Source organism: Sinorhizobium numidicum (assembly GCF_029892045.1).
Lineage (GTDB): Bacteria > Pseudomonadota > Alphaproteobacteria > Rhizobiales > Rhizobiaceae > Sinorhizobium > Sinorhizobium numidicum.
In genome coordinates, this window is sequence record NZ_CP120368.1 from 557,833 (window position 1) to 574,197 (window position 16,365).

General features: G+C 61.9%; 14 protein-coding genes and 1 pseudogene. 8 read left to right on the forward strand and 7 right to left on the reverse strand.

What is annotated here, in order from left to right:
* Positions 1-68 precede the first annotated feature (68 nt).
* Positions 69-1,007 (reverse strand): class I SAM-dependent methyltransferase, encoded by a 939-nt coding sequence (locus tag PYH37_RS13755; RefSeq protein WP_280735491.1) that lies wholly within the window; start codon positions 1,005-1,007, stop codon positions 69-71.
* Positions 1,008-1,159: 152 nt separating this feature from the next.
* Here PYH37_RS13755 and PYH37_RS13760 point away from each other — a divergent pair, with 152 nt between their 5' ends.
* From PYH37_RS13760 to PYH37_RS13770, 3 genes are read left to right on the forward strand one after another with little or no spacing between them, the layout of a single operon-like run.
* Positions 1,160-1,426 carry a DUF6460 domain-containing protein gene (locus PYH37_RS13760; RefSeq protein WP_280735492.1) on the forward strand — a complete coding sequence of 89 codons (267 nt, stop codon included), beginning with the start codon at positions 1,160-1,162 and terminating at the stop codon, positions 1,424-1,426.
* Between the two features lie 2 nt (positions 1,427-1,428).
* Positions 1,429-1,932 (forward strand): CAP domain-containing protein, encoded by a 504-nt coding sequence (locus PYH37_RS13765; RefSeq protein WP_280735493.1) that lies wholly within the window; start codon positions 1,429-1,431, stop codon positions 1,930-1,932.
* Positions 1,933-1,983: 51 nt separating this feature from the next.
* Positions 1,984-3,351, forward strand: a complete 1,368-nt coding sequence (locus PYH37_RS13770; RefSeq protein ID WP_280735494.1) for an MATE family efflux transporter — start codon at positions 1,984-1,986, stop codon at positions 3,349-3,351.
* Here the strand turns inward: PYH37_RS13770 and PYH37_RS13775 are convergent.
* Together PYH37_RS13775 and PYH37_RS13780 are read right to left on the reverse strand one after the other, a co-directional pair.
* Positions 3,327-4,415, reverse strand: coding sequence for a quinone-dependent dihydroorotate dehydrogenase (locus PYH37_RS13775; protein WP_280735495.1), 1,089 nt, complete (start codon positions 4,413-4,415; stop codon positions 3,327-3,329). The two genes, PYH37_RS13770 and PYH37_RS13775, sit on opposite strands and share 25 nt — an antisense overlap.
* Entirely contained in the window at positions 4,412-4,759 is a 348-nt protein-coding gene (locus tag PYH37_RS13780; protein ID WP_280735496.1) for a DUF952 domain-containing protein, read from the reverse strand. Before PYH37_RS13780 ends, PYH37_RS13775 begins: the two co-directional genes overlap by 4 nt.
* A gap of 227 nt (positions 4,760-4,986) precedes the next feature.
* Here PYH37_RS13780 and PYH37_RS13785 point away from each other — a divergent pair, with 227 nt between their 5' ends.
* Positions 4,987-5,427, forward strand: a complete 441-nt coding sequence (locus PYH37_RS13785; protein ID WP_280736040.1) for a hypothetical protein — start codon at positions 4,987-4,989, stop codon at positions 5,425-5,427.
* A gap of 178 nt (positions 5,428-5,605) precedes the next feature.
* Positions 5,606-6,253, forward strand: coding sequence for a response regulator (locus tag PYH37_RS13790; RefSeq protein ID WP_280735497.1), 648 nt, complete (start codon positions 5,606-5,608; stop codon positions 6,251-6,253).
* Positions 6,254-6,479: 226 nt separating this feature from the next.
* Here PYH37_RS13790 and PYH37_RS13795 read toward each other — a convergent pair whose 3' ends face one another.
* On the reverse strand, positions 6,480-9,986 hold the full coding sequence (locus PYH37_RS13795) for a PAS domain-containing hybrid sensor histidine kinase/response regulator (RefSeq protein ID WP_280735498.1): 3,507 nt from the start codon (positions 9,984-9,986) through the stop codon (positions 6,480-6,482).
* A 278-nt stretch (positions 9,987-10,264) separates the two neighbouring features.
* Here PYH37_RS13795 and mscL point away from each other — a divergent pair, with 278 nt between their 5' ends.
* The 3 genes and pseudogenes from mscL (at position 10,265) to galE (ending at position 13,306) form a co-directional block, all read left to right on the forward strand.
* The gene (gene mscL, locus PYH37_RS13800; RefSeq protein WP_280735499.1) at positions 10,265-10,687 is read left to right on the forward strand and encodes a large conductance mechanosensitive channel protein MscL; all 423 of its coding nucleotides are present in this window, start codon (positions 10,265-10,267) and stop codon (positions 10,685-10,687) included.
* A 235-nt stretch (positions 10,688-10,922) separates the two neighbouring features.
* Positions 10,923-12,088, forward strand: a pseudogene (locus PYH37_RS13805) (pyridoxal phosphate-dependent aminotransferase).
* A gap of 189 nt (positions 12,089-12,277) precedes the next feature.
* The gene (galE, locus tag PYH37_RS13810) at positions 12,278-13,306 is read left to right on the forward strand and encodes a UDP-glucose 4-epimerase GalE (protein ID WP_280735500.1); all 1,029 of its coding nucleotides are present in this window, start codon (positions 12,278-12,280) and stop codon (positions 13,304-13,306) included.
* Between the two features lie 31 nt (positions 13,307-13,337).
* Here galE and PYH37_RS13815 read toward each other — a convergent pair whose 3' ends face one another.
* The 3 genes from PYH37_RS13815 to PYH37_RS13825 form a co-directional block, all read right to left on the reverse strand.
* On the reverse strand, positions 13,338-13,643 hold the full coding sequence (locus PYH37_RS13815; protein ID WP_280735501.1) for a chorismate mutase family protein: 306 nt from the start codon (positions 13,641-13,643) through the stop codon (positions 13,338-13,340).
* A gap of 293 nt (positions 13,644-13,936) precedes the next feature.
* Positions 13,937-14,941 (reverse strand): cytochrome d ubiquinol oxidase subunit II, encoded by a 1,005-nt coding sequence (cydB, locus tag PYH37_RS13820; RefSeq protein ID WP_280735502.1) that lies wholly within the window; start codon positions 14,939-14,941, stop codon positions 13,937-13,939.
* The gene (locus PYH37_RS13825) at positions 14,931-16,346 is read right to left on the reverse strand and encodes a cytochrome ubiquinol oxidase subunit I (RefSeq protein ID WP_280735503.1); all 1,416 of its coding nucleotides are present in this window, start codon (positions 16,344-16,346) and stop codon (positions 14,931-14,933) included. The genes cydB and PYH37_RS13825 overlap by 11 nt, the downstream gene beginning before the upstream one ends.
* Positions 16,347-16,365 lie beyond the last annotated feature (19 nt).

Below are 16,365 nucleotides of genomic sequence, written 5' to 3' on the forward strand. Positions count from 1 at the left end.
AACGCACAAAACAATCAAGGAGAATATGTAAGCAATGCTGACCTATTTTCGCGTGGCAGCCTTGCGTCTTACGCAGGTTTGCGAGCCAGAAACAGGATGCCGTGTACTGGCTGGCCCGCATCCGTGCGAATGAGCGTCCGCTGAATCGCAGCCAGTGAAAAATCTCTCTGCGCGCATAGCGCGGCAATATATGCTTCCGAATGCGCATAGCGCAGTGACGGACGCAGAACGAAACGGTCCTCCGTTGCCGCATCCTCGACAGAAAGGGCGAAACAGCCGCCGGGCGAAAGCAGCCGGTCTGCGATGACGAACACGCTTTCGAGGTTGCCGAAATACATCAGCACGTCCGCGGCGCTGACGAGATCGGCGCGCGCTTCCGCAAACTCGCCGAACACGCCGGACGCTTCCGGCGGCAGAGACAGGTCAGCTTGGCGCAACTGGTCATAGATCGACTTGATCTCGGCCTTGGCCAGCATATTGGCCGAAAGGTCGAAGCCCTCGAGGAAATCGGCGCGCTCGCGAATCCGCTCGCCAAAAAGCCCGGTGCCGCAGCCGAGGTCGATGACATGATGAAAGCGGCGGCCGCCCATCGTGCGGTTGATGAGAGCGGCGAGTTTCTCGGGCACGCTGTAGTCCAGCTTCTCGATCAGTGCGTGATCGAAACGTTCGGCATAGTCGTCGAAAAGACGCTCGACATAGATGCTGGACGGTTGTTCAGGCGCGTCAGCCGCGCCGAGAAGGGCGAGCTTGAGGCTGGCGCCGAAAATATCCTCGGGGTTGAGCCGGAGCGTGTTGCGCAGGGCGCCGATCGCCGCCTCTTTTCGGCCCGATTTTTCCTCATAGTCCGCCAGCCGGAACCAGCCAGCCGCCCAGTTCGGTGCGCGCTCAAGGGCCTGGGCCATCAATTCTGCAGCGCTTTGCGGTTCGCCGGCTTCGGCAAGCATCCTTGCGTAATCGGCGCGACGATCGGCGATCAGGTCGCCAGAGGAGAGCTGGTTGAGGGTCATCAATGTGCCGGTTCGTTGCGATGGACGCTTCTGACGCCGGATGGGATTAAATACAAGCGGAATTTGAAAGACGGCGCAACTCGCTTTCCGTCGCGTCTTGCGGGCTTCAGATTGGCGGCTTATGTGAAGGGAAACAGGAGAATTTTTCGCCGATGTCGGACGGGATAAACAAATTTCTGGGAGATTCGCCGCTTCGCGTGCTCGTCAAGCTCGTCGTCGTGTCGATCCTCGTCGGCTTCGTGATGACCGTCTTCGACTGGTATCCGGTCGACGTCTATTTCGCCGTGCGCAACTTCCTGCTTGATCTCTGGCATACCGGCTTTGCGGCATTGGGGCGGGTCGGCGATTATCTGCTTCTGGGCGCGGCCATCGTCATTCCCATCTTCCTAATCCTACGCGTACTGAGCTATCGACGGTAAGCATGCAGCATCAACAGTTCTTCATTCGTAGACGCGCATTGTTGCGGGCCGGCGGTCTTCTCTCGCTCGGCGTGCTCGCGGGCTGCACCACCTCCGAACTTCTTTCTCCCGGCGAAGGCAGCGGAAGCGACCAGACCGAAGCGACGCTCGGTTACGTCAACACGTTGCGCAAGGGCAGGGGGCTCCAGACCCTCGTCGGCGATCCGGTTGCGTCCGTTGCGGCGATGTATCAGGCTGCGCGGATGGCCCGGGCTGGCAAGATGCGGCACGATATCGGCTGGCGCGATAGTTTCCACGACCGGATGAAGGGGCAGGGCGTCACGCTGCCGGCCGCTGAAAACATCGCCATGGGTCAGGATGACGCCGAGCGTGCCTACGACGCCTGGCTCAATTCGCCGAAGCACCTCGAAAACATGCTCGGCGATTACCGCGGCCTGGGTGTAGCCGTTGCGCAGAATTCCGCTTCCGGAAACCGCCCCTATTGGGCCATGGTGCTGTCCGGCTGAGCTGATTCCCAAGATGACCTTGCGGAAACGGCCGCAAGGACACGAGGGACGATGACTGCCACCGAGAGCTTTGAGCGCGACAGGGGTGCCCGCGAAGCGGGTCCCTTTCACGTTACCCATCGGCTGATCTTTTCGATCGCCTTGCCGATGACGCTCGGTTTCCTGACGACGCCCCTTCTCGGCCTTGTCGACACGGCCGTCGTTGGCCGGCTCGGCCGAGCGGAGATGCTTGCCGGTCTCGCGGTCGGGGCCGTGATGTTCGACCTCATCTTCGCCACCTTCAATTTCCTGCGCGCCTCGACCACCGGCCTCGTCGCACAGGCCTATGGCCGCGGGGATCGACGCGAGCAGCAGGCGGTCTTCTGGCGATCGCTCATCATCGCGCTTCTCTCCGGCACCGCCATCGTTCTTCTATCCCCGCTTCTGCTTGCCATTGGTCTGTGGCTGATGGCACCCGGCCCGGAGGTCGCGGCGGTCACCAGTACCTATTTCCTCTATCGCATTCTCTCCGGCCCCGCGGCGCTCGCCAATTATGCGATCCTCGGTGTCGTGCTCGGCCGCGGCGAGGGCTCGATCGGCTTGCTGCTGCAAACCGTCATCAACGGCATCAACATCGTGCTGTCGATCCTGCTAGGCCTCGTCTTCGGCTGGGGCGTGGCCGGCGTCGCGATCGGCACCGTGATCGGAGAGGTGATCGGCGCGATACTCGGTTTCCTGATCGTCTATGGCCGCTTCGACAAACGCGACGCGCCCGAATGGTCGACGATCTTCGCCGGCGAGCGCCTCAAGGCGCTTTTCGGTCTCAATCGCGACATCATGATTCGCTCCTTCGTCCTGCTCGCGGCTTTCACGCTCATGACCCGGATCGGCACGGGTCTCGGGCCGGTGACGCTTGCGGCGAACGCCGTGCTGATGACCATCTTTCTCGTTGCGGGCTATTATCTCGATGGCCTTGCCAATGCGGCCGAGCAGCTTACCGGACGATCGATCGGCGCAGCCTATCGGCCGGCCTTCGACCGAGCCGTGCGCATGACCGCCTTTTGGTCGCTCGGGCTCGCCGCGCTGACGACGATTGCCTTCCTCGCCTTCGGCAATGCGCTGGTCGATCTCTTGACGACGGCACCGGACGTGCGCGCGCTTGCGTATGAATACATGCCCTGGGCCGCCATGACGGCGCTGACCGGCGCACTCGCTTTCCTGATGGACGGCGTCTTCATCGGCGCCACCTGGTCGCGCGACATGCGCAACATGATGCTCGCCGCCTTCTTCGGTTTTGGCGTAGCTCTTGCCGTCCTCGTTCCTGCCTTCGGCAATCATGGCCTTTGGGCGGGGCTCAACCTTTTCCTGCTGCTGCGTGGATTGTTTCTGCTGATGCTGCTGCCGCGCCGGGCGGCTCAGACGTTTCGTCCAGCCCAATAGTCGAGGCGGCTATCGCGGATCTCGCGGATGGAGCCGAGCTTTTCGCGGTCGCAGAGTGCCGAGAGGCCGCGCACGATCCGGCCAGGCAGCCCCGGCCCCTCATAGACCATGCAGGAATAGAGCTGCACGAGGTCGGCACCGGCACGGATCTTTTCCGCCGCGGTGTCCGCCGAACCGATGCCGCCGACGCCGATGATAGGCAGATCGGGTCCGACGCGTTTGCGCATCCGCGCGAGCACCGCCGTCGACTTCTCGAAGAGGGGCTTGCCGGAAAGGCCGCCCGCTTCCCTTGCCTGCCGTTGGTCCGTCAGGCCGTCACGCGAGAGCGTGGTATTGGAAACGACGAGGCCATCGAGATCATGCGCCAGCACTTCCGCCGCAATGTCGTCCATTCCCTCTTCGGTCAGGTCCGGCGCGATCTTGAGGAAGACGGGAACCCGCCTCCCGCTTTTCCCCGCTTCCTCGTCGCGGGCGGCAAGGACCGCCGAAAGCAGCAAGACCAGGCTTTCACGCGCTTGAAGGTCGCGCAGGCCGGGCGTGTTGGGTGACGAGATGTTGGCGGTGAAATAGCGCGCAACGGTATAGAAAGTGCGGATCCCCGCCACATAGTCGGCGATCCGGTCGGCGCTGTCCTTGTTGGCGCCGATGTTGACGCCGATCAGCGCCTGCCGCGAGCAGGCTTGAAGCCGCGCAAGCGCCGCCCCATGACCTTCGTTGTTGAAGCCGAGCCGGTTGATGACAGCCCTGTCCTCGACCAGACGGAAGAGGCGGGGCTTATCGTTGCCCGGCTGTGGTCTCGGCGTTACGGTGCCGATCTCCGTGAAGCCGAAACCGATCCTCAGCAACGCTTCGGGTACCTCGGCATTCTTGTCGTAACCGGCGGCCATGCCGACCGGATTGGGAAATGTGAGGCCCGCAATGGTCTGCTTGAGGCGAGGATCGGCGGGGGCGGCGCAGCTCGGGACGAGACCGCTCTTCAGCGCCTTGATTGTGAGGCCATGGGCGGTTTCCGGATCGAGGAGAAACAGGCCGCGGCGGGCCAGGAACTCGAAGGGACCGATCATGGCGCAAGCTCGGGGAAGACGTGGAGCCCGTCGGCGCCTACCGGCAGGGGCTTTTCCCATAGCACCGCATCGAGCGGGAGCGGCGCGTAGAGATGCGGAAACAGCGCGCCGCCGCGCGAGGGTTCGTAGACGAGCTTCTCGCCAAGCGCGGCAGCGTTGACGGCCACGATCAGCAAATCCGTCTGCCCTTCGAAATGACGCGCTGCCGTTTCCATGACCTGGTCGCGCGTCGAGAAGTGAATGAACCCGTCGGCGAGATCGACAGGCGCGCCGGCGAATTGTCCCACGCGTCGCGCCTCCTGCCATAGAAGCACCGGAACGATCTTGTATATGGTAGTGTTCATCTTGTCCGCTCGTCCGTCATGAATCCGAGCCATGGCCTTGCCGCAAATATCGGCGCGTGTCCACCGCGGAGCATCAGGTCGAAAGCGGATTTAGAGCGGGATGAGGAAAAGTGCGTGCGGTTTTCCGCCCGCATCCCGCTCTAAAATCAGAATCGATCATGTTGATGATTTGGGTCGAATCGACCCAAATCATCTGTGATCTAGATGAGCATCCAACGGAGGATGTCATGAGGCAGGTAATCGCAGTGCTCGCGGTGGCCCTGGGGCTTGGCTGGACCTTGGCGGCTGTTGCCCAGGAAGAGGCGCCGGGGCGTTATAGCATGCAGAAATCGGAGACGGGCTTCGCCCGGCTCGACACCCTCACTGGCGAGGTCTCGCTGTGCCAGGAGAAAAACGCCGAGCTCGTTTGCCGGATGGCCGCAGACCAGCGCGCCGCCTTCGAACGCGAACTCGATCTCTTGACCAAACGCGTGGAAGCCTTGGAAAACGCCGTCAAAAGCGGTGAAACCGCGGTCAAACCCGATATTCCGACCGATGAAGAGATTGACCGGACGATGAGCATCATGGAAAGAATGATGCGCAAGTTCATGGAGATCGTGAAAGATCTCGAGGGCCGCGGAAACGGTATCACCGATGGGCGTGGTGAAACCGTGCCTCAGAAGACTTGAAGACTCGGGCGAATCCATGAGACCGGCGTGTTTGGAGGATGCGCCGACTGCATGATGGCTCAAGCCGGAGTTGATCTGGCGGTGGATCATGCAGCAACTTGAAATGCTGCAGCGGCTTTCGCATCGAGATTGCGGCGCCGCGAGATTGCAGCAGAGGCTCTTGGGAGGGAGCGTCGTCATGCCCGAAATGACCATTATCATCGCTGACGATCACCCGCTTTTTCGCGGCGCAATGCGCCAGGCGCTCAGTGGAATGAGTGCGGCGACCGCCATAGTCGAGGCGGGCGATTTCGCCGCCGCGCGCAAGGCCGCGGCAGACTATCCGGATGCCGACCTGATGCTTCTGGATCTTGCCATGCCCGGTGTCAGCGGCCTTTCCGGTCTGATTGCACTCCGCGCGGAATTCCCGAGTCTGCCGGTGATGATCGTCTCCGCCCATGACGATCCGGCGACCATTCATCGCGCGCTCGACCTTGGCGCGGCGGGCTTTCTGTCCAAATCCGCAGGCATCGACGAAATTCGCGAAGGCATCGAGCAGGTCATCGCCGGCGAGATTTTCGTGCCGGCCGGCTACGACCAGAACCAGGAATACGAGCCGGAGGTCGCCGATCTCCTGCATCGGCTGCAGACGCTGACGCCACAGCAGTCGCGCGTACTCAGCATGCTTGCCGAGGGCCTGCTCAACAAGCAGATCGCCTATGAACTCGGGGTCTCGGAGGCGACGATCAAGGCGCATGTTTCGGCGATACTGCTGAAACTCAACGTCGATAGCCGCACACAGGCCGTTATTCAGCTTTCGAAAATCGGAACGGTGGCGGCCGCCTGAGCAGAGTTCCGCGTAGCGCGTTCCGGAATCACGGGCGGCTTTGCCCCTCATCCGGCCTGCCGGCCACCTTTCTCCCAGCAAGCGGGGCGAAGGAGACGCGCAGCAATCGCCCATCGCCTCTGCCCGCCTGAGCCATATTGATGGGGGACACGCGTCTGCCTGTCATCTGATTGAAAATAGCGTGCGCTGTAGCGCCGTTTCGACCAATTCTCTTGATCCCGCACCGCTACTCCGCCGCCGCTCTTCCTGCCGCGGCGAGCTGGGTCAGCCAGGCGCGCATGGCTGCCGGGCGCACCGGCTTGTGCTGCAAGGCGACACCGTCGCGCTCGGCGGCGGCGCGAACTTCTGGCGAGCGGTCGGCGGTCACCATCAGGGCGGGAATGCTTTCCTTCCAAAGGGCGCGGATAGAGGCGATGGCTTCGATGCCGCTGCCATCACCGAGATGGTAATCGGCGATGATCGCGTCGGGCCGCTTCTTCAGCGCCTCGGGGCCTGTTTCTGAGCAGGCGGCAAGCGACTCGGCAGTGGTCACGGCACAGCCCCAGCCGCCGAGAAGCAGCGCCATGCCTTCGAGGATTTTCTGTTCGTTGTCGATGCAGACGACGTTCAGTCCGGCAAGCGCATCGCTGGTCCTTGCCACCATGGCAGGCTGTGGCTTCGCGCGTTCGCCGGCGCTGGCATCAAGCGGTACGGTGACCTTGAAGCCCGTTCCCTTTCCCGGCGTCGACTGCAGGGCAACGGGATGGTTGAGCACGTGCGAGATGCGATCGACGATAGACAAACCGAGGCCGAGGCCGGAGGCCGTGCGCGCGCCTTCGTCGAGGCGGGCGAATTCCTTGAAGACCGTGCGGAATTTCGACGGCGGGATGCCGATACCGGAATCGAGCACCTCGATCGTCGCGATCTGCCCATGTCGACGCACGCCGACCAGCACCTTGCCGCTGGGCGTGTATTTGACGGCGTTCGAGACTAGGTTCTGGACGACGCGCCGCAAGAGGTTCGGGTCGCTGCGCACGGTGAGTGACGTCGGCATGACAACGAGCTCGATGTCCTTCGCGCGCGCCATCGGCGCGAAATCCGTCTCGATGCGTCGCAGCAGGTCGTTGAGCGGCACCGATTGCAGGCGCGGTTTCATGGCACCGGTATCGAGCCGCGAAATATCGAGCACGGCGCCGAGAATGGCCTCCACCGATTCCAGCGAGGAATCGATGTTATGCACCAGCGCGCTGTTGTCGGAGCCGCCCAGCCGCTCGACGAGCGACGAGGAATAAAGCCGCGCTGCGTTCAAGGGCTGCAGGATGTCGTGGCCGGCCGCTGCGAAGAAGCGCGTCTTGCCGATATTCGCCTCTTCAGCCACGGCACGCGCCTCGGCCAGTTCGCGATTGACCCGCGTCAGTTCACCGGTGCGTTCGGCAACACGCATCTCCAGCGTCTCGTTCGCCTGCTTCAGCGCCATGTCGGCGGCAACGCGCTGGGTAATATCGGTGTAGGTCGTGACGATGCCCTTGTCCGGCATTGCATTTGTTCTGACTTCGATGATGCGTGTGCCGCTGGCGAGTTCGAGCAGGAACGGCTTGTCGAGCGTCAGGAAATTGGCGATCAGCGTCTTTTCCTCGTCCTTGCGAATATCGCCCCGCCGGGCGAGCGTGGCGACGATGTCGGCAAGCGGGAAACCGACCTGACCCGCCGTCTCCGGCAGATCGAGCAGTTGCCGGAAACGGCGGTTCCAGATGATCAGGTTGTTGGCGTTGTCGAAGACGGCGATGCCCTGGTCCATTTGCGAGAGCGCCGTTTGCAGCATGTCCTGATTGTACTGCAATGCTTCGCTCGCCTGGTCGAGCAGCCAGGCCGTGTCAGAGGAAGCGTCGTCCATTCGCTGCAGCACCAGTGAAAGGACGAGGCGGGCCGATGATGAGCCGATGGCGCTACCGAGCAATTGTTCCGAGAAATGCACGAGGGCCATGTCGGCGGACGCGTTTTCGTCCAGCCAGCGACCGGTCTGCTGCTCGTAGGTATGAAACGAGCGCTGCATGCGCTCCTCGCCCATGTAGCGGCCGATCGTGGTCTTGAGGTCGCGGACCGTAACCTTCGTCTTGCGGCCGCGGAAAGTTCGTTCCGTCCGTGAACGACGGGTGATGAAGACGCCGGCCTGAAAACGCTCCAGGGGTTTTGGTGTCCGGGTCAGTGATCCGAGAATGTAGGTCGTGACATTGACGAAGAGACTGAGAGCCGTGGCGTTTACCAGCGGATCGGCATCGGGGCCCGAGAAGAGATCGGTGAACGGCAGGAGAAAGCTCAAAATCGCCGTCGCGACATGGGAGTTGTCGGGGCCGCCGAGGCTTGGCAGGAACAAAAGGTAAGCCCAGACGAGAAAGCCGCAGACCATGCCGGTGATCGCGCCTCGGGCATTGGCCTGGTGCCATACCAGTCCGCCGAGAAAGGCCGGTGCCATTTGCGCGATGGCTACAAAGGAGAGCAGTCCCAGCGAAGCGAGGCCGGCGCTGATATCGGCGGAGCGATAATAGCCGTAACCAAGAAGCAGGACCGCGAAGATCGCCGTGCGGCGGATGTTGAGCAGCGTGCCTGCCATGTTTTCCTGAAGCGCGCCACGCGTACCGAGTCTTCGCCGCAGAAACACCGGCATGACGATGTCGTTGGAAATCATGATAGACAGCGCCACCGAGGCGACGATGACCATTGCGGTCGCGGCCGAAAACCCTCCGATGAAGGTGAACAGCGTGAGCACCGGCACATCGCCTGCAAGCGGCAACGCCAGAAGGTAAAGATCGGCATTGCCAGACCCCGCAAACGAGAGGATGCCGGCGACTGCGATCGGCAGGACAAAGATGTTTATCGCGATAAGGTAGAGCGGAAAGAGAATGCCCGCAGTGCGCAATTCGGTTTCGGTGCGGTTTTCGACGACGGTGACATGGAACTGTCTCGGAAGCATGATGATGCCGAACGCCGACGTTACGATCAGCACCACCCAACGCGCGAGCGGCGTCTGGTATTCCAGTGCCGAGAGGACCTGAGGGCTCTGTTGGGCTTGTGCCCAGAGATTGGCGGGTCCGTCGAACAGCACGAAAATGATGTAGAGGCCGGCGGTGAGGATGGCTATCAGCTTCACCACCGATTCCATGGCGATCGCGAGGATGAGCCCGTCCTGATGCTCGGTGGCGTCCGTGTGACGCGTGCCGAACACGATCGCGAAGCAGGCCAGGAAGAGCGTCACCAGCAGCGGCAGGTCTATGAAGTTTTGTCCCGACCCGATCCCGTAATCGCTCGTATTGACCATCGCGGCGACCGAACTCGAAACCGCCTTGAGCTGAAGCGCGATATAGGGAATGGCGCCGACAAGCGAAATCAGCGCCACGATTGCGGCGACCGCGGGATTTTTGCCATAGCGGGCGGCGATGAAGTCGGCGACCGATGTGAGTTTCTCTGCCTTCGCAAGTCTGATGACGCGGCGGATCAGCGGCATGCCGAGCGTGAACATGAGGATCGGGCCGATGTAGATCCCGGTGAACTCGAGCCCGCGTTCCGCAGCAAGGCCGACGCCGCCAAAATAGGTCCAGGAAGTGCAGTAGATCGCGAGGCTGAGCGCATAGACGAGCGGCCGGCCCTTGCTGGCGATATTGCTTTTTCTGGCTCGCCGGTCGCCATAGCTTGCGACTGCGAAAAGCAGCAGCAGATAGGCGAAGGCCGAGGCGAAAATGACAGAACCCGAAAGCATGCCTCACTCCTTCGGAAGCAGCATAGGGCAAGTCCGTCGGGTTGAGAATTGGCTGGCCGTCAGTCTTAAGTCCAAGATAGATCATCTCCATTGCTCGGCGCTTGCCCTCCTGTCTTGCGCCTCTATCTGCACCTGGGGCGGTCGGTTGGATGCAATGTGGTCAAACGCAAAGAGCGGTTCCATCGCATCGACCTTTGATCTAGATTCCGACCATTGGTTGCAGCGCCGGGGACAGGCGTCGGCGATCGTTGGTAAAGGGGAACCATACGGAGAGACGCATGCTGAACGAATTCAAGGAGTTTATTGCCCGCGGCAATGTCATGGATCTTGCAGTGGGCGTCATCATCGGTGCCGCTTTCAGCAAGATCGTCGACTCGGTCGTTAACGACTTGGTCATGCCGATCGTCGGCGCGCTCACCGGCGGCGGCTTCGATTTCTCCAATTATTTCCTGCCGCTTTCCGGAAATGTCAATGCGCCGACGCTTGCGGCAGCCCGCCAGCAGGGCGCGGTCTTTGCCTACGGCAACTTCATCACCGTGCTCATCAACTTCCTGATCCTCGCCTGGATCATCTTCCTGTTGATCAAGCTCGTAAATCGTGTTCGCGCATCGGTCGAAAGGGAGAAGGCACCGGCCGCACCACCGCCGCAGGATATTCAGTTGCTGTCGGAGATTCGCGATCTGCTGAAACAGCGCGCATGACGGCGGTGCTCTCGGTCGCGGCCTGCGTTAGCGCGCTGCGAAATCATCACAGAAATCGATAAACCGGTCAGATAAAATCGCGTGATCGTCGGCGGGAAAGCGTCTAGAAGCGATGGCCAGTCCGCTGCAGGATTCCTTAAATCGGTTCCGGTTTAAGGAATCCTGCAGCAATTCAACGCGTTACGGCGACCGTTGCGCGTCTGATTGGACGCGCGTCGCTGTAGGAGCCCCGCCGATGACGATCATCACCAGTCTCAGCCCTCGCGCAGTTACGGCGCCCGAAAGCGGCATCGTCGAAGTCGTAAACTACGCGCGGGGCCGTGACGGCCTGATTCCGCTTTGGGTTGGTGAAGGCGACCTCCCGACGCCGGAGTTCATCAGCCGGGCGGCGGCAGAAGCAGTCGTGGCCGGCGAGACGTTCTACACATGGCAGCGCGGTATTCCGCCGCTGCGCGAAGCGCTGGTGCGTTATTATCAGCGCCGCTTCCAGAAGACGCTGTCACCTGAGAATTTCTATGTCACCGGCTCGGGCATGCAAGCCATCAAGTTGGCAATCGAGGCGGTCACTTCGCCCGGCGACGAGATGGTATTGTTGACTCCGGCCTGGCCGAATTTTGCTGCCGCCGCGGAGCTATCGGGCGCCCGTCCCATCGCGGTGCCGCTGCGCTTCGAGAATGGCAAGTGGCAGCTCGATCTCGACCGGCTCGAAGCCGCTATCAACGAGAAGACGCGCGCATTGTTCATCAACACGCCGTCCAATCCGACCGGGTGGACGGCGACGCATAACGATCTCAAGGCCATTCTATCGCTGGCGCGCAAGCATGGTCTCTGGATCATCGCCGATGAGATCTATGCGCTTTATTATTACGGTGGCGGTCGGGCGCCGTCCTTCCTCGATATCATGGACGAGGACGATCGGAGCCTCTTCGTCAATTCCTTCTCCAAGAACTGGTCGATGACCGGCTGGCGCGTCGGGTGGATCGTTGCGCCGCCGGCGATGGGGCAGGTGCTCGAGAATCTGATTCAGTATTCAACCTCCGGCGTTGCGCAATTCATGCAGCGCGGCGCGGTCATCGCCCTCGACGAGGGTGACGGCTTTGTCGACGAGAACATCGCCAAGGCCGCCCGCAGCCGCGATCTGCTCTGCGATGCCTGATCGCCACAAATCGCGTGGAAACCCTGAAGCCCGATGGCGCGCTCTACGCCTTCCTCAAGATCGACGGCGTGACGGATTCGCGCCAAGCCGCCATCGACATCGTCGATAAGACCGGCGTCGGACTGGCGCCCGGAACGGCCTTCGGCGAGGGTGGCGCGCTCTTCATGCGCGCCTGTTTCCTGCGCGATCCGGCCCAGATCGCCGAAGCCGCCGACCGGCTTCGAAGCTATATTCTCAGCCGCTGACGATCGAACACCGTCGCCGCCTTTCGGCTTGTCGGATGAGATCTCTAAAATTCTACCGAATGGCGAGGGCGAGGCTTAACCACTCTACCGAGAATAAGCTGCAACGGCCGGCGCGAGAGCCCTGATTTACCGATTCTGAAAGCACCGCTCGGCTTTTCTGTTCCCATGTTTCATGGGACGGAAAAGCAAATGACCGTATTGGTGACAGGCGGAGCGGGCTACATTGGCAGCCACATGGTATGGTCGTTGCTCGACGCCGGCGAAGCCGTGGTGGTGCTCGATAGTCTGGCGACGGGTTTCCGCTGGGCAATCGCGCCAGAAGCGCGCTTCTATTTTGGCCATGTCGGCGACAGGGCGCTGCTTGCGCGGATATTCGCGGAAAACGACATCGATTCGGTCATCCACTTTGCCGGATCTGCCATCGTGTCGGCGTCGGTCGCCGATCCGCTCGCCTATTATGAGAACAACACGGCGAATACGCGCACGCTCATCGCGGCGACGATAGACGCCGGTGTCTGCAACTTTGTCTTCTCGTCGACCGCCGCCGTTTATGGCACCCAAGACACGCCCGACCCGGTCAAGGAAACGGCGACCTTGCGTCCGGAAAGCCCCTATGGTCGCTCCAAGCTGATGTCGGAGATGATGCTGCAGGATGCGGCAGCAGCCCAAGACTTCCGCTACGTGGCGCTCCGCTACTTCAACGTGGCGGGGGCCGATCCGCTTGGCCGCGCCGGCCAATCGACTGCCGGTGCCACCCACCTTATCAAGGTCGCGTGCGAAGCTGCTCTTGGCAAGCGCCGCAACGTCGATGTTTTCGGCACCGACTATCCGACGGCGGACGGTACCGGTATTCGCGACTATATCCATGTCAGCGATCTGGTCGCCGCACACCGCAATGCGCTCGGCTATCTCAGAAGCGGCGGCGAGCCGTTAGTCACCAATTGTGGCTACGGCGAAGGCTTCTCGGTGCTTCAGGTCCTCGATACGGTGCGACAGATTTCCGGTCGTGATTTCCGTATCGACTATGCGCCTCGACGCCCGGGCGATGCCGCGCAGGTCGTCGCCGACCCGTCGGTCGCGCGAATGAAGCTGGACTGGGTTCCGACCCACGCGAGCCTCGAACACATCATTCAGAGCGCCTATGACTGGGAGGATCACCTTAGCCGCAAGAATAGTTTCGACCGCGGTGAGGACGAATGGCTGGTCGCTAGCGGCTGACGCCTGCTCCCCGCGCGCCTTGCCTGGCGGACTACTGCAGATCTTCGCCGAGCAGCTTCCGCTCATGCGCGATGGCGTGATCGATCAGCTGCGTCCACAGATGCTCGTAGAAGCTCGGCTGAAGGCCAAGCTCGATCGCGTTCCTGCGCGCGTTTTCCCGCACCTCGGCAACGCGTGCCGGAACATCGGCCTTCAGTTTCAACGGGCGCTTTATTTCGGCGGCACGGTCAATATAGCCCCAGCGCTCCGCAAACAACGTCATCAGGGCGCGGTCGAGCCGATCGATCTCGGCGCGCACATCCGCCATCGTCTCGCATTCCGCAGGGGTCTTTTGCATTATCCGGCTCCTTGAGGGCGGCAGCCGCCCCAGGTTCTTCGGCCGAACTGCTAGCAAAGCGAAGCGCGGCTGAGAAGGGGCAAACCGCCGCAGGCGCGGCGTAGTCTCTGCGGCGTGCTACCGCGCTCGCCGTCTTCTCACCGCGTCGCCCTCACACGCCTTGAGTCCCTCGAGCCGACCCTAACTGCCAAGGACAAGTTTGATCGCCAGGCCGACGATGCTCACCACGGCAACGCCGGCGAGCCAGAGGCCGACGAACCAGAGCAGCTTTCGGCCGGCACCGTCCGCACGCATCAATGGTAGCCCTCCTCCGGATCGACCTTGCCGCGGAACACCCAGTAGGCATAGCCCGTATAGGCGAGAATGATAGGCACCAGCACGAGCGCGCCGGCGAGCAGGAAGGCAAGGCTTTCGTCGGGAGCGGCAGCATCCCAGATGGTGAGCGACGCCGGCACCATGTAGGGATAGAAGCTGATGCCGATGCCGATATAGCCCAGCACGAAAAGGCCGAGCGCGGCGATGAAGGGCTGCACGTCACGACGGTCGCGAATGCCCTTGAGAAGCAGGTAGACGCAGCCGAGCACCAGCAGCGGCACGATCACGCTGAAGATCGCGGTCGGCCAGCCGAACCAGCGCTCAAGGTAGACCGGCTCGAGAAACGGCGTCCACAGGCTGACGATGCCCATGGCCGCGACCGTCGCGAAGCAGCATCTGACTGCGAGGCGGCGTGCGCGTTCCGCGAGATCGCCGTGGGTCTTCATCACCAGCCAGGTCGCGCCAAGCAGCCCATAGCCGACCACGATCGCGATGCCCGTCACGATGGAAAACGGCGTCAGCCAGTCCCACCAGCCGCCGGCATAGGCCCGGTCTTCGACCGGAATGCCCTGCACGAGCGCGCCGAGCGCCAGGCCTTGCGCGAAGGCTGCCAACGTCGAACCGGCGGCAAAGGCCCAGTTCCACAGGAATTCGCCGCGCCTCGTGCGCCAGCGGTATTCGAACGCCACGCCCCGGAAAATGAGGCCGATGAGCATGGCTATGATCGGTGCGTAGAGCGCGGGCAGCACCGTCGCATAGGCGAGGGGGAACACGGCCATGAGGCCGCCGCCGCCGAGCACGAGCCAGGTCTCGTTGCCGTCCCAGACGGGCGCCACGGAATTCATCATGACGTCGCGATCGTGTTTTTCAGGGAAAAGAGGAAAGAGAATGCCGACGCCGAGGTCGAAGCCATCGAGGATCACATAGGCGAGAACCGCAAAGGCGATGATCGCGGCCCAGATCAGCGGCAGATCAAAGGTCATGGTGATCTCCATGCAGTTTGGTGTGTGCCGGACCCGGCGTGATGCCGGCAGTGCGCAGCGGTCCCTCTTCGAGCTCGGGCATCGGGTCGCGGGGCAGGCGGCCCATCAGCCGCAGAATGTAGAAGGTGCCGGCCCCGAAGACGAGAAAGTAGACGATGATGAAGGCGACGAGCGAGAATCCGACAGCCGGTGCTTCGATCGGCGAGATCGAGTTGGCGGTCAGCAACTGACCGTAGATCGTATAGGGCTGTCGGCCGACTTCGGTGGTAATCCAACCAGAAAGCACCGCAACGAAGCCGGCGGGACCCATCAATACCGCGGTGCGGTGAAGCCAGGCATTGGTGTCGAGCGTACGGCGATACCGGCACCAGAGGCTCCAAATCCCGATGCCGAGCATGGCAAAGCCAATCGCGACCATGACACGGAAAGACCAGAAGATGATGCTGACCGGAGGATGCAGCTCGTCAGGAATCGTATCCAGGCCGGCGAGCGGCGCATTGAGATCGTGTTTCAGGATGAGGCTCGACAGCTTCGGGATTTCGACCGCGTATTCGATGCGCTTCTCGGCGGGGTTCGGAACGCCGAAGAGGATGAGCGGCGCTCCGCCCTCGTGACTTTGATAGTGTCCTTCCATCGCCATGACCTTCGCCGGTTGGTGCTCCAGCGTGTTCAGCCCATGCAGATCGCCGGCGAAGATCTGGATCGGCGCGACGATTGCCGCCATCCACATCGCCATCGAGAACATCGTGTGCGCCCGGCGCGGGGCGGTCTTGCGCAGGAGGTGCCACGCCCCGCAAGCGCCGACAACGAATGCAGTGGTCAGATAGGCGGCGAGCACCATATGCGTGAGCCGGTAGGGAAAGGAGGGATTGAAGATGATTGCTGACCAGTCGGCCGGGATGAACTGACCTGCTTCATTGATCGAGAAGCCGGCCGGCGTTTGCATCCAGGAATTGGCGGCGAGAATCCAGGTGGCCGAAATCAGTGTGCCGAGGGCAACCATGGCAGTCGCGAGAAAATGCAGCCTCGGCCCGACCCGGTTCATGCCGAACAGCATGATGCCGAGAAAGCCCGCCTCGAGGAAGAAGGCCGTCAGCACCTCGTAGCCCATCAGCGGCCCGATGACCGGCCCCGCCTTGTCGGAGAACACGCTCCAGTTGGTGCCGAACTGATAGGACATGACGATGCCGGAAACGACGCCCATCCCGAAGGCGACGGCGAAGATCGTCTTCCAGAAGTTGAAAAGCTCCAGATAGACCTCGTCCTTCTTCCAGAGCCAGAGCGCTTCGAGGACGGTGAGATAGCTTGCGAGTCCGATGGAAAAGGCGGGAAAGATGATGTGAAACGAGACCGTGAAGGCGAACTGAATGCGCGCAAGCACCGTGGCATCAAAGGCTTCAAACACGGCACGATCCTTTCAGGCG

Excerpts from the sequence above, each read along its gene's own strand:
- PYH37_RS13755 (WP_280735491.1), bottom strand. The coding sequence starts at position 1,007 with ATGACCCTCAACCAGCTCTCCTCTGGCGACCTGATCGCCGATCGTCGC.
- PYH37_RS13760 (WP_280735492.1), top strand. The coding sequence starts at position 1,160 with ATGTCGGACGGGATAAACAAATTTCTGGGAGATTCGCCGCTTCGCGTG.
- PYH37_RS13765 (WP_280735493.1), top strand. The coding sequence starts at position 1,429 with ATGCAGCATCAACAGTTCTTCATTCGTAGACGCGCATTGTTGCGGGCC.
- PYH37_RS13770 (WP_280735494.1), top strand. The coding sequence starts at position 1,984 with ATGACTGCCACCGAGAGCTTTGAGCGCGACAGGGGTGCCCGCGAAGCG.
- PYH37_RS13775 (WP_280735495.1), bottom strand. The coding sequence starts at position 4,415 with ATGATCGGTCCCTTCGAGTTCCTGGCCCGCCGCGGCCTGTTTCTCCTC.
- PYH37_RS13780 (WP_280735496.1), bottom strand. The coding sequence starts at position 4,759 with ATGAACACTACCATATACAAGATCGTTCCGGTGCTTCTATGGCAGGAG.
- PYH37_RS13785 (WP_280736040.1), top strand. The coding sequence starts at position 4,987 with ATGAGGCAGGTAATCGCAGTGCTCGCGGTGGCCCTGGGGCTTGGCTGG.
- PYH37_RS13790 (WP_280735497.1), top strand. The coding sequence starts at position 5,606 with ATGCCCGAAATGACCATTATCATCGCTGACGATCACCCGCTTTTTCGC.
- PYH37_RS13795 (WP_280735498.1), bottom strand. The coding sequence starts at position 9,986 with ATGCTTTCGGGTTCTGTCATTTTCGCCTCGGCCTTCGCCTATCTGCTG.
- mscL (WP_280735499.1), top strand. The coding sequence starts at position 10,265 with ATGCTGAACGAATTCAAGGAGTTTATTGCCCGCGGCAATGTCATGGAT.
- galE (WP_280735500.1), top strand. The coding sequence starts at position 12,278 with ATGACCGTATTGGTGACAGGCGGAGCGGGCTACATTGGCAGCCACATG.
- PYH37_RS13815 (WP_280735501.1), bottom strand. The coding sequence starts at position 13,643 with ATGCAAAAGACCCCTGCGGAATGCGAGACGATGGCGGATGTGCGCGCC.
- cydB (WP_280735502.1), bottom strand. The coding sequence starts at position 14,941 with ATGACCTTTGATCTGCCGCTGATCTGGGCCGCGATCATCGCCTTTGCG.